Source organism: Symmachiella macrocystis, assembly GCF_007860075.1.
Taxonomy (GTDB): Bacteria; Planctomycetota; Planctomycetia; order Planctomycetales; family Planctomycetaceae; genus Symmachiella; species Symmachiella macrocystis.
In genome coordinates, this window is sequence record NZ_SJPP01000001.1 from 31,614 (window position 1) to 43,398 (window position 11,785).

Consider the following 11,785-nt stretch of genomic DNA (forward strand, 5'->3'; position numbering starts at 1 on the left):
GCCCATGAAAAAGTGGTTAGCCACAGCTTTTATTTGCTGTTATCTCGGCGCTTTGTCCGTCGGTTTTTTGGCGCATACATTCACCTTCGGCGTGGGATCGCACCCCGCAATGTATTTCATCGTTTGGGATATGTTTTGTGGTTGGTCGGCGCATTCCAGCGAACTGCACCTGATTGCTGAAGGGGAAAGTGGCGATTATTATCGACTGACCCCTGCTCCCTGGGGTGACTTTGTGCCGTTCGCGACGGGGCCGCGGCAGGACTATGACGCGCACAACATGTTCACCGGAAAAATTGCCGCCAACATTTTACGACACACTTCGCACGAAGCGATGCTACGTATTTTAGTTGTCGAAAAATCGTGGCCCAAGAAATTCAATGTGCCCGACAACGTTTGGGCACAGAATTACGCAGAGCCAAAGGATGTGCAATTTTACTATCGTGTACGAGCGGAAGTCACACCCGATGGAACGACAACGGGCGTGCGCAACTCGTGGCTGGAGTCACAAGTCGCGCGGGTGATGACCGACAATCCGCGGCTGCGGCAAGATGCGCGCTCAAACGATTCACCTTACATCGTGACGCGTCCAACACAGAATCACGGCGACAATTCACCCGCCCTGCCCTTCAAGCTCTCGCCGAACGCGCAGTAGTTACTGCGTCGCCGTTGCGACAAACGATCATTCCCCTCTTCTGTGGAATAGGAATCCGATGAAGAACGAATATGCCCGCCTTCGCAATGAATCTTCGAGCCTAGCACGCAGCTGGGACCGGTTTTTCTTTGCCCAAGAAGTCCCCTACGGCTTGGCGATGATTCGGATCATTCTCCCGCTGGTCATGATGTTCGACGTCGCGCGGCGCTGGCCGTATGCCCGCGAGCTATTTTCGACCGATGGGGCTACGGCGCCCTTGGCACAATCGTTCGGATATCTGAACTACCTGCCGGAGTTTTCCGGGACAATCGTCGTAGCGCTCTACACAGCGCTGGTGTTTAGTCTGATTACGATGTCCTTGGGATGGTTCACTCGGACCTCGACGACGATCGTATTGGTCCTATACCCTTATTTTTGCATGTTGGACTGGATCAGTTCCACGACAAAATATGTAGTGGTCGCCACGCACGTCATCTTGATGCTCTGTTTGGCACGTCCGGGAGCAATCTGGTCGGTGGATGCTTGGTTGAAAGGCCGCCGTGAACGGTCTCCATGGCCCGGGGAAGCCCATCGCGAGCTTCCCACAGTCGCTGTCTGGCCGCAACGGTTGATCCAATTGTTAATCGCAATTATGTACTTTGCCGCCATGATCACCAAGTTGCATACGCCGGCGTTTTTCAGCGGCGAACAAATGCAGTATTGGTTGATGACCTACATTTATTACGATCAGCCGTTGGGAGACTATCTCTCGCAATATCCGATGGTCTCGATTATCGCCGCATATACCACGGTGATCTGGGAGGCGTTGTTTCTTGCCTGTGTATGGCGTGGGCGTCTGCGGGGTTGGATGCTGGGAATCGGCGTGCTGTTCCATTTGGGAACCGTGTTCATGTTAGGATTGGTCGTTTTCCCTGCGATCATGCTGACGATCTATTTGTCGTTTTTGAATCAACACGATGTGCAACGACTCGCTGCGAGTTGGCGACGGTGGAAACGACATTCTCCGCTGCTCGCGCGGATGTCGACGAGAATCTCCGTATGGGGCCAAGGTGCGGCTTTGCCGCGGGCATCGACAGGTCGCCGCGTGGCCTCGGCTGTCACGTTTCTGATTGCCATTGGCTTATTCAGTGTCGCGGGAGTCGCCCTGGAATATCGACTCGATCACTACGGTGTGCGGCATCCCGACGGACTGTATACGCTGGAGCGGATCCCCGAGGAAGAGGTTCGCAACATGCTGAGTAACGACACCTCGATACGGGAACAAGATAAGTTTCTGTCCTTCAAGGTTGGGGATTGGATTGTAGCTGACCACCTGTTGAACCAACGCGACACTTTTCAGACTGGTGAGTTGATTTTAGTGCAAGCGGCACTCAATCCGCCGCACGAAGATTTGTGGGTCGAAGTGAATTTGCATGACTCGGAGGGTAAGAAAGTGTCGCACGTCGGCCAAATCGTGCCCCGTGAGGACTTGCGGGTCTTTTTCAATTATCGCCTGGACGAATCGTTTGAGCCGGGTGATTATGAGCTCGTCCTCAAAAGCAGTGGACAGGAAATCTCGCGGCGGAAGTTCCGTTTGCTCCCGTCGGATGAGGGATCGCAGTTGCCGGCGCCGGTTGCCAACTAAGCAAACGTTCGCTTAAACTGCATCGATGTTCGTCTGCTATTTCTCTCCCGTTTGCGAAGCGAACGAGACTGAAATCATTTCGCATCGGAATTTCCCGGATCGAGGCGCTTCGTATGTGGTTCACTGACAATCCTTGGCCGCCGATCGTCTTGTTTGCCTGCCTGGCGGTCGTCTTCTTTGCGATTTGGACCTCAAAGCGCCGCAAAATCCTCTTAGTCGCCGCTGCCGCGATGCTCGTTCTGGGGGGAGCCACCTACGTCCTGGAAGAGTCGATCGTAACCGATGAGGAGTTGGTGGAACGTGAACTGCTGCAGATGACCGATGCCTTTCACCGACTTGATATCGAAGGCACATTGGAATTCTTCTCGGTACAGGCGGAACCGATTCGCGGCTACGTCCGCCAAGGCGGCGATATGCTCACCGATATTAACACGCTCCGCATCACTGATGTAGACGTAGAACTGCTCGCCGAAGGCAGTCGCGCCAAGACCCACTTCCGCGCCAATGGCGAAGCGACCGCCATCGCCGTGGGTCGCCAACGCTTTAGCACGCGGTGGGAACTCACCTGGCAGCGCGAAGGTGAGGCTTGGAAGGTGATTGATGTCGAGCGGTTGCATCCAACGTCCGGAGAGACAATCACTCCCTTTTCTTGGCAGTAGCGAGCCACCGCGACAGCCCCCTCTAAAGTGCTGCATATCAGCTGCCTGGGCGTCAAAATTCCGCATGCTGCGCGATGCGACAAGGTCGATCGCTGAAGGCTGACTCCGCCCTGGTACAAACAGACTACACCCATGGCCTATCTCATTAGTGTCTCTGAGAAAACATTCACCTAAAGAGTTCAAATACGGCTAATATAGGTAGGGATACCCCGCTTCATTGGTATTTATCATGAATTTCTGGTGACGATATGCCAATATAACAGGTAGGGAAAAACCTTAACTAAGTTAATACGAGCGATTGAAAATCACTAATAGGGAGTCGTATGTGGCCCTTTTAAAATGCAAATGCGGCATGATCATGTCATCTTATGCAAAAGATGAATCGGTTCGCTGCTCGCGTTGCGGAAACAGTACATTAGAACCGGTACTGGATGGACCGGATATCCCTGATGCCAGACCACCATCCACTCCGCCCAATGCTATTGAAACGACTCTGCATAGCGACAAGACTTCAGGACGCACCCAAGAGACATAAGTCGAACTTTAGGTTTCAACCGTGCGGGTTCGCGATCACTTGCAAATCCCGGAAGAAACCTCGCTCACTGCTACAGGTTCGGAACCACCCTTGGCGACGACGCTGAATCGGCTTAGAGCGTTCGTGCGGGTCTGGGTACCTAGGATTGCTTAGACAACCGGCTGGCTCCTGGTTGAGTTATCAAGCAACGCTGCTGGTTAACGCTTGCTGGTTCATGTTGTTGCAACATCCAGCTCGTTCGATATCCTCTTTATCCCCCTCTCCCCCCGAAGAGCGATACCAGCGGCTACATTGCTAATCGAGGAGTGCAACTCAAAGAAGTGCGAGCTGGGATATTGCGCTGAGACCACCGCCTGGCAGTTTCTGTGTTGCGTGCCAACCGGTTTTTCGTGCACGACGCCTAACTGACAAGTTACGGCGGATTTGCGTTTAGGGGGATGACAGGCTACCGTTTCGGGATTGCTCATCATCCCCTACAGAAGGAATCGCTATGGCCGCCCCCTTGGGAAATTCGCAGGCCGCGGATGCGCCTCGAATTCTTGCCGATGTTCAAACCGGTGTCATCTACAAGAACCCGCAACCGCACCTCACCAGTCAGCACGCCTATTTCCCGTCGGTCGCCGTTTTGCCCAACGGTGAAATGGTGGCGACTTATATGCTCGGCGAGGCCTTTGAAGCGGTGAATTGTCGGGAGCATGTTTCCCGGTCCACCGACCAAGGGGAGTCGTGGCAAGCCGAAGGTCCATTGGCAGAGGACATTGACGGTCAGTTGATATCCGAGAGCGGGCGGATCACCGCCTTAGACGACGGTGAACTGGTCGCCCTGCTGCATCGCCATGACCGCACCGCGCACCCACATGAAGGGTTGGCCAATCCGGAGACGATGGGCTTTGTTCCCACCGACTTTGCGCTGGCGCGGTCGACGGACAACGGACAGACATGGTCGCCGCCGCAATCGATCACACCGCCGTTGGTCGGGCCGTCGTTCGAGTTGTGTTGCCCGATCACCGTTCTCAAAGATGGCCGCTGGCTGCTGCCGACCTCGACCTGGCGGGGATGGGACGGCGAACATCCCAGCGGCGACCGCATGCTGGCGTTTGTTTCGCACGATCAAGGAAAAACTTGGCCCAGCTACTTCGATGTCATGCGCAGTGAGTGCGACGACCTGTTGTATTGGGAATCAAAAGTCGTGGAATTGCACGACGGACGATTGTTGGCGGTCGCTTGGGTCTACGACAACACGAATCATTGCGATCTGCCGAATCACTACGCGCTCAGTCACGACGGCGGCGCGACTTGGACCGCTCCCAAGTCGACCGGTTTACTCGGACAGACGATGACACCGCTGGTGCTGGCCGACGACCGGATTCTGTGTGTTTATCGCCGCATGGACAGTCCAGGGCTGTGGTGCCAACTGGCGCATCTTGAGGCGGACGACTGGTTCAACGACGACGCACAGCCGCTCTGGGGACACGATGCCGGGGGGCTGACGGCGACCGACGAATCCATGGTCTCGAATTTTCAAGTTTTGCGATTTGGTGCTCCCTGTATCACATCTCTGGCCGATGGCAACGTCTATGTGGCGTTTTGGGGCTACGAGGACTGTGTGAGCGTGATCCGCTGGTTCAAATTCCGGGTCGCCGTGTGATCTCCTCGCGCATTTGTTAAAATTGAGAGCAGTGAAATCAGTCTTTTCATGAAGGTACGCTCTCGATGGCCATGCGACGATTTGTTGGTTTGCTGAGTCTGTTGATCTGCTGCATAGCGGCACCATTGAGCGCTGCGGAACCGCCGCCGCGCAAGATCGATTTCAACCGCGACATCCGCCCGATTCTTTCAGACACCTGTTTCGCTTGCCACGGGCCCGATGGCGAATCGCGGGAGACGGAGCTGCGATTTGATCACAAGGAATCGGCATTTGGCGAATTGAGCGATGGCAGCTTTGCAATTGTGCCGGGCAAGTCAGCGGAGAGCCAATTGATTGAGCGGATCACATCCGACGACGACGCTTTGCGGATGCCGCCGGAAGATTCCAATAAGAGGTTGACAGCTGACCAAATCGAGTTGCTGAAACAGTGGATTGATGACGGCGCAGCTTGGGACGAGCATTGGGCCTTGGTGCCGCCGCAACGATCTCAGCCGCCTGCCGTATCGAAACCGGACTGGCCACGGAATGCGATCGATCAATTCATCTTGGCCCGATTGGATGCGGAAGGGTTATCGCCTTCCCCGCAAGCGGATCGCGTGACGTTGATTCGCCGATTGAGTTTTGACTTGATTGGATTGCCGCCGACGGTTGAGGAGGTCGAAGCCTTCGTCGACGACAATCGTCCCGACGCATACGAACGGCTCGTCGAGCGGTTGCTGGCTTCGCCGCATTTTGGCGAACGGTTGGCGGTCTACTGGTTGGATCTGGTGCGGTACGCCGACACGGTTGGTTATCACGGCGACCAAACTCGTTCAGTCTCGGCCTATCGCGACTATGTGATCGACGCCTTCAACGCGAATCGACCCTATGACCAGTTTACGATCGAACAACTCGCGGGCGATTTATTGCCCAATGCCAGTCGGGAGCAGAAGGTGGCTGCGGGTTACAACATGTTGGGCATGACAACCATCGAAGGCGGTGCGCAGGCCAAAGAGTATCTGGCCAAATACGCCGCCGACCGCGTCCGCACGACGTCGGTCGTTTGGATGGGAGCAACGCTGGGTTGCGCGGAATGCCATGATCACAAATTCGATCCGTACACGGCGCGGGATTTTTATAGCTTCGCGAGTTTTTTCGCCGACATCCAACAAAAAGGGGTCGCCAATCCGGCGGCGAATTTGTTGTTGCCGACCGAAGAACAACAGCAAGAGTTGACAGAACTGGAAACCCAACTTGCCGCCGCGCAGGCGACCTATAACGCGTTGGAAGCCGAGCACAAAAAAGTTGCGGAGAATCAACAGGCCAGCAGCGCTTCGCCGACCGAAACCGAATCGGGCGAAGAGCCGGCGGTTGATGAAGAATTGAAGCAACGCCTCTCCGCTGCGAAAGGCGAATTGGCCAACGCTAAAAGATTACACAAGCGTTTGTTGAGTACGATTCGCAAAACGATCAGCCCGGTCTCCGGAGAGCCGCGTGAGATGCGTGTTCTGGCTCGCGGGGATTGGATGGATGAAGCGGGCGAGATCGTGCAACCCGCCATTCCGGCCGCACTGGGGTCATTGCCGCCCATGGAGCGACGGGCGACACGGTTGGACTTGGCTCAGTGGCTCGTCTCGCGCGAACAACCTCAGACGGCGCGAGTGTTCGTCAACCGCCTGTGGAAACTGTACTTCGGCCGCGGCCTGTCGTCGGTGTTGGACGATCTCGGTTCACAGGGAGAGCGGCCCAGTCATCCCGAGTTGCTCGACTGGTTGGCGGTGGAATTTATGGAGAGCGGCTGGGACATCAAGCATATGATTCGCCTGATTGTCACGTCGTCGACCTATCGCCAGTCATCGCTCGACAACGACGTACTGCGAACACGCGATGCTCAGAACCGTCTGTTAGCACGGCAATCCCGCTTTCGCATTGAAGCGGAATTTGTGCGCGACACGGCTTTGGAAATCAGCGGGCTGCTGGTGAAGGAGATCGGCGGCGAACCGGTTCGGCCTTACCAACCGGCCGGCTACTACGGTTACCTCAATTTCCCCAAGCGGACTTATCAGCCGCACAACAGTGACCTGCAATATCGACGCGGCGTGTATATGCATTGGCAGCGAACGTTCCTGCATCCCATGCTGTTGGCCTTCGACGGGCCGAGCCGCGAAGAGTGTACGGCCGAGCGTCCTATATCCAACACGCCGTTAGCCGCACTGACTTTGCTCAATGATCCGTCATTCGTCGAGGCCTCACGAGCATTTGCCGAACGAATCTTGAACGAGGGCGGAACGACAGACGACGATAAATTGAGCTGGGCTTGGAGGCAAGCGGTTTCCCGAACACCCGATGACCGAGAAATGGAACTGCTGCGAAAACTGTTGGACAAACACCGGCAAAGTTATACCAACGATCAAGAGGCGGCTGAGAAACTGATGGGAGTCGGCCTGCATTCAAAGCCGCCCGACAGCGACTTGATCGAGTTGGCCGCCTGGACGTCCGTCGCGAGGACGATCATTAACCTCAACGAGACTATCACCAGGAACTGATGTGATGCATCCTCTCGAACAACATATGGCGCACTCTTCGCGGCGGTCCTTCCTACAGAATTCTTCGGTGGGGCTGGGAGCAACTGCGCTGGCAACCTTATTGAACGCTGATAGTTGGGCGGCGCCATCCGGTGCCCAGCGCGTCGGGGGTGTGGTTCAGCCTTTGCACTTTCCGCAGAAGGCCAAGCGGGTCATCTTTTTGTGCATGGCGGGCGGGCCGTCGCACTTGGAGACCTTTGACTACAAACCCAAGCTGGCCGAGATGGACGGTCAGCCGATGCCGGCGGAATTCACAGCCGGTCAACCCATCGCGCAGCTGCAAGGACAAACGCTTCGCTGCCAAGGTCCGCTAATTGGTTTCAACAGACATGGCGAATCGGGACAAGAGATCAGCGACTTTCTGCCGCACACAGCCAAGTTGGCGGATGACTTGTGCATCATCCGCTCGATGCGGACGGATCAAATCAATCACGATCCCGCGCACACAGTGATGAACACCGGCACGTCGATTTCGGGTCGACCGAGTATGGGTTCGTGGATCAACTACGGATTGGGAAGTGAATCGGCAGACCTGCCGGGATTTGTTGTGCTGACTTCCGAAGGAGGCCGCAACCCGCAACCGATTTCTTCGCGGCAATGGCACAGCGGATTTTTACCCAGCCGGATGCAGGGTGTTGAGTTCCGCTCCAATGGCGATCCTGTGCATTACGTAAATAATCCGGCCGGTGTGTCCGACACGCGGCAACGTGATGTTGTCGAGACGATCAATGCGCTCAATCGGGTCCGCAATGAAACAGTCGACAATCCAGAGATCGCAACCCGCATCGGACAATACGAACTCGCCTTCCGTATGCAGGCCAGCGTGCCGGAGTTGATGGACCTGTCGGGCGAAACTCAAAGCACATTAGACATGTACGGTACACAAGGGGCCGATGGTTCCTATGCCGCCAACTGTTTGTTGGCGCGGCGGTTGGCCGAACGGGGGGTGCGTTTTATACATCTATACCACCGCGGCTGGGACCATCACGGCGATTTGGTCTCGTATATGAAAACGTGTTGCAGCCTCACCGACAAACCGACGGCGGCCCTGTTGACGGATTTGAAGCAACGGGGCATGTTGGATGACACGCTCCTCATCTGGGGCGGCGAGTTTGGCAGGACGCCGATGTTCCAAGGCAAAGGGAAGAACCCGGGCCGCGACCATCATATCCGTGGGTTCTCGATGTGGATGGCCGGAGGCGGAATCCGGGGCGGTGTGACACACGGCGCGACCGATGAACTGGGCTACAACGCGACCGATAACATCGTACACGTCAACGACTTGCACGCGACGATGTTGCACCAATTGGGCATCGATCACAAGCGGCTGACGTACCGCTTTCAAGGGCGCGACTTCCGTTTGACCGACATTCACGGTCAAGTCGTGCGCGACATTTTAGCCTGAGCGCGGCCGGGCTAACCGCTGTGCGATTCCGCCAGCCAGGGCGGTCGAATGGTCCAAAACCACTATAAATGCGTGGAAAAACTGTTTCAGACTTTTTTTACGAAATGTCTTGGAACCAGAGATGCGTGTTGACGCACAGGGTGGGGGTGATAGAATCAATAGCATGCGGCGGAGTTGCCTGGCGGTTGAGTTCCAGGCGTCGCCCAAAACTCACTTTTTTTCAGGATCTGGTTGAATGGCTGAAGGTACGATCAAACGGCTGACGGACAAGGGTTTCGGGTTTATTGACACCGGAACGGACAAGGACATGTTCTTTCACATGTCGAATCTCGAAGGAGTTCGCTACGAAGAACTTCATGAAGGTCAACGGGTCTCCTACACCCCCGGGGAAGGTCCCAAAGGACCGCGAGCGGAAAACGTCAAGCCGGTCTAAAATAACGGACGTTTGACGAACACCAGGAAGCCGACGAATTTCGTCGGCTTCTTTTTTTCATTCACACTAAGAACGAGAACACCGCCGCTCAATCAAAATAGCGTGCTGCGTTTATTCTCCGACACGAGACGAAACGATGAACGACGCCCTCCCCCGCTCGACGAATCGCACGTTGGAATTCCAAAACGGTTCGGCCCTCGGCATCAGTAACCGTTGGCAGGGTGGACAATACTGCACGATTCTCACCGCTGCAGGAATCGTCGGCTGCGGGATCTACGATTTGGTGACTCCCGCTGAATTCAATCAAGCAATCGCCATTGCCAAAGGGACACCCGCGAATCCGCTCGTCGAGCCGGAAGACCTGTTCGATGCCAAGATCGTCGGCATTACGCCGCAGGCAGGCGCGTTGGGTATCACTCTCGGCATGACCGGCAAAGAAGCAGTCGAATTAATGCTACAGGCCAATCAGGAGCCATCGGAATGAATCAACCCGTTGAGACCACTGCCGCACCGATTCAAGTAAAGTGCATTGACCATGTGACTTTAATCGTCAAGGACTTAGATCGCAGCCGCGATTTTTATGTGGGTCTGTTGGGAATGGACGAAGTCACACGTCCCGGTTTCAGTTTTCCCGGAAGTTGGTTTCAAGCCGGCCCGTCGCAGATTCACTTGATTCTAGAACACGACCAATCCTCCCCCGCAGGCCTACCGCAACCGAGTGAGCAAGCCGGTGCTGCAACAAGGACGCACCACTTTGCCTTCGAAGTCGACGACGCCTACGCCGCCGCTGACGCTTTGAGAGCACAAGGCATCGAGTTCATGTGCGAGCCGAAGTTACGTCCCGATGGCTACGTGCAGACTTTCATCTCTGATCCGGACGGGCACTCGGTGGAATTGTTTTCGGTGCCGGCGGAGTGAGTCTTCGGCCCAGTGGTAGAGACTACGATGGCCCGCATGGCCGAATCGTATTGAATTCTGAATACCACTTCGAATTTTCATGCGAGGAACCAGTATGTCCGCGATAGACCAATCCAGCGTAATGGACCGAAATAATCCGGTTGTCGTGGAAATCTACGCCGCCGGTGATTGCATCGAGGCGCACGCGGCAGCGACGGTATTGGAGGATGAGGGAATCGAGGTTCAAGTCGTCGGTGAGATGTTGGATTCCGTCAAAGGCGGTATCCCGTTCGGAGAACCGACGGCGCCCCGACTGTGGGTTGCCAGTGCTGACGCGCAGCGCGGAACAACTGCTGGCGCAATGGCAGACGCGGATATCCCAGCGAAGGTCGAAGACATCGGTCGGTGCATTTCCGCCTGGCGTGAAGCCGATTTTTGTCGGACTATTTGTGTTGGACGTCTCGCTGCGCATCGCACAGGCAATGTCTGATGGCGACCTTTTCAGACTAGTCTCGACGATTGTCTCAACGCTGTTATTGGGGTATTTCCTGTTTGTGATGTATTACCACGCAAAGCACCGCAACATCGGCAGCGATGGAGAACTTTAGAAAGGCTTGTCGTCCGGGCCGATGGGCAGATTGCCGTCCCACGTTTTAGGTGCGCGAGGATGCCTTGCTACCGCTGTGAACGACGGCAAAGCCGTCGGTTTGGGAAGCGGGCGGGTTGGCCGTTGTGCGATGTTTCTCCCGTCCCGCTCGCCCGCGATTACACAATCGGGGCTTCGTGACGTTCGGCGATGCTGCTGAGGTACAGCCAGGTGGACTCGCGATCCGGGGCGGACGCCATCATGCTGTGCGCGGCTTTCAATAAGTCGCGGCGGCTGATTTGACCGACGAGTTTTGATTTGCGGATCACCGGCAAGCGGCGGCAATGTGTGTCACGAAAAATCCGCGCGATGTCGAGCAGGTCGGCGTCTTCGTTGATCGTGGGGACTTCGACATCCATGAATGCATACAGGTGCGTCGTGGGATGCTGCTCGTAAGCCGATTCCAACAGCACGGACATGCAGTTTTTTTCGGAGAACATGCCAAGAAAATTGCGTCGGGCATCGATCACCGGAGCACCAGAGATGCGGTGCTTCAGCAACAGGTCAATCGCCTTGAACACGTCGACTTCCGGCGATAGGGTCACCAACTTGGTGACCATGATGTCCTTAGCCAATTGGTATGTATACATTCCGAATCTCCAGTCCGCCGTGCTGTATTGATAGACCCGTACCCCCGCAACCATCGCGCATGTTGATGGGCTACCCAACGCAACATTAGGAATGACTTCCAATGAGACGATTATAGGCATCCCCATTCCAAA

At 55.7% G+C, this 11,785-nt stretch carries 11 protein-coding genes; 10 read left to right on the plus strand and 1 reads right to left on the minus strand.

Annotated features, from left to right (window positions below; genetic code table 11):
* The first annotated feature begins 4 nt into the window (after positions 1-4).
* The 10 genes from CA54_RS00140 (at position 5) to CA54_RS00185 (ending at position 10,907) form a co-directional block, all read left to right on the plus strand.
* Positions 5-652, plus strand: a complete 648-nt coding sequence (locus CA54_RS00140) for a hypothetical protein (RefSeq protein WP_146368863.1) — start codon at positions 5-7, stop codon at positions 650-652.
* A 58-nt stretch (positions 653-710) separates the two neighbouring features.
* On the plus strand, positions 711-2,276 hold the full coding sequence (locus tag CA54_RS00145; RefSeq protein ID WP_146368864.1) for an HTTM domain-containing protein: 1,566 nt from the start codon (positions 711-713) through the stop codon (positions 2,274-2,276).
* A 113-nt stretch (positions 2,277-2,389) separates the two neighbouring features.
* Positions 2,390-2,935 (plus strand): hypothetical protein, encoded by a 546-nt coding sequence (locus CA54_RS00150; RefSeq protein ID WP_146368865.1) that lies wholly within the window; start codon positions 2,390-2,392, stop codon positions 2,933-2,935.
* A 1,025-nt stretch (positions 2,936-3,960) separates the two neighbouring features.
* On the plus strand, positions 3,961-5,118 hold the full coding sequence (locus tag CA54_RS00155) for a sialidase family protein (RefSeq protein ID WP_146368866.1): 1,158 nt from the start codon (positions 3,961-3,963) through the stop codon (positions 5,116-5,118).
* A 65-nt stretch (positions 5,119-5,183) separates the two neighbouring features.
* Complete coding sequence (locus tag CA54_RS00160; RefSeq protein WP_146368867.1) at positions 5,184-7,643, plus strand: PSD1 and planctomycete cytochrome C domain-containing protein; 2,460 nt, start codon at positions 5,184-5,186, stop codon at positions 7,641-7,643.
* Positions 7,644-7,647: 4 nt separating this feature from the next.
* The gene (locus tag CA54_RS00165) at positions 7,648-9,087 is read left to right on the plus strand and encodes a DUF1501 domain-containing protein (RefSeq protein ID WP_146368868.1); all 1,440 of its coding nucleotides are present in this window, start codon (positions 7,648-7,650) and stop codon (positions 9,085-9,087) included.
* A gap of 235 nt (positions 9,088-9,322) precedes the next feature.
* Positions 9,323-9,520, plus strand: coding sequence for a cold-shock protein (locus CA54_RS00170; RefSeq protein ID WP_145375567.1), 198 nt, complete (start codon positions 9,323-9,325; stop codon positions 9,518-9,520).
* 136 nt (positions 9,521-9,656) lie between these two features.
* A complete protein-coding gene (locus tag CA54_RS00175; RefSeq protein WP_146368869.1) occupies positions 9,657-10,004 on the plus strand; it encodes a DUF1805 domain-containing protein in 348 nt (115 codons plus the stop codon).
* Positions 10,001-10,438, plus strand: coding sequence for a VOC family protein (locus tag CA54_RS00180; protein ID WP_146368870.1), 438 nt, complete (start codon positions 10,001-10,003; stop codon positions 10,436-10,438). The genes CA54_RS00175 and CA54_RS00180 overlap by 4 nt, the downstream gene beginning before the upstream one ends.
* Before the next feature lie 94 nt (positions 10,439-10,532).
* The gene (locus tag CA54_RS00185; RefSeq protein WP_197532084.1) at positions 10,533-10,907 is read left to right on the plus strand and encodes a putative signal transducing protein; all 375 of its coding nucleotides are present in this window, start codon (positions 10,533-10,535) and stop codon (positions 10,905-10,907) included.
* Between the two features lie 275 nt (positions 10,908-11,182).
* Here CA54_RS00185 and CA54_RS00190 read toward each other — a convergent pair whose 3' ends face one another.
* Positions 11,183-11,653 carry a CBS domain-containing protein gene (locus CA54_RS00190; protein ID WP_197532085.1) on the minus strand — a complete coding sequence of 157 codons (471 nt, stop codon included), beginning with the start codon at positions 11,651-11,653 and terminating at the stop codon, positions 11,183-11,185.
* Between the last annotated feature and the right edge of the window lie 132 nt (positions 11,654-11,785).